Genomic DNA, 608 nt, shown 5'->3' with positions numbered 1-608 from the left:
GAGCTTGCAGACGATGTGGATGAGCGGCTTGAGGCTTGGGAGCGGCAATCATCCCTTCGCGGGCCGTGGCGGAGAAAGGAAGTGATCTTTGTCTGTGTGAACGCGAGCGAGCAGGCGGAACGGTTGATTCGCCGGGGCTTCCGTATCGCTCATCGCTTGAAGGCAGAATGGATCGTGCTGCATGTGCAGGAGCCTTCCTCGCGCGATTCTGCAAGGGCTTCGGAGCATCAGAAGAAGCTCGCGGCGCTTGAGAGCCTGACGGTTCGGCTTGGAGGGCGCTTCGAGCAGGTCCCGCTTGAGCCCAATCGGCATGTTGCCGAGCAGCTTATCTTGAAAGCGAATGAGGCGGAGGCGACACAGCTTGTGATCGGACAGTCGAAGTGCTCGATCTGGGAGCGGATTCGACGCGGCACAATCATCAAGACGATGCTACGGGAAGCAAGACATATGGATGTTCTTGTTGTGTCCCGCTTTGATCCGCATGTGAGATGCATGAAAATGAAATAATTATAAATATTAGCTATTAAATGACGGATTGTAATATGAAGTGCGTCAGCTAGAAAATAAAAAGGCCCATGTGAGTTTCGTGTAAAATGGGAGTTACCACA

Annotated in this window: 1 protein-coding gene; it reads left to right on the top strand. The window is 53.0% G+C overall.

What is annotated here, in order from left to right; genetic code table 11:
- A partial coding sequence (locus I2H74_RS24635; RefSeq protein ID WP_229106652.1) for a universal stress protein occupies positions 1 to 507 on the top strand: 507 nt, incomplete at its 5' end.
- Positions 508 to 608: the final 101 nt, after the last annotated feature.

The organism is Paenibacillus sp. 1001270B_150601_E10, assembly GCF_015558675.1.
Taxonomy (GTDB): Bacteria; Bacillota; Bacilli; order Paenibacillales; family Paenibacillaceae; genus Paenibacillus_B.
This window is presented reverse-complemented; position numbering and strand designations above follow the sequence as displayed.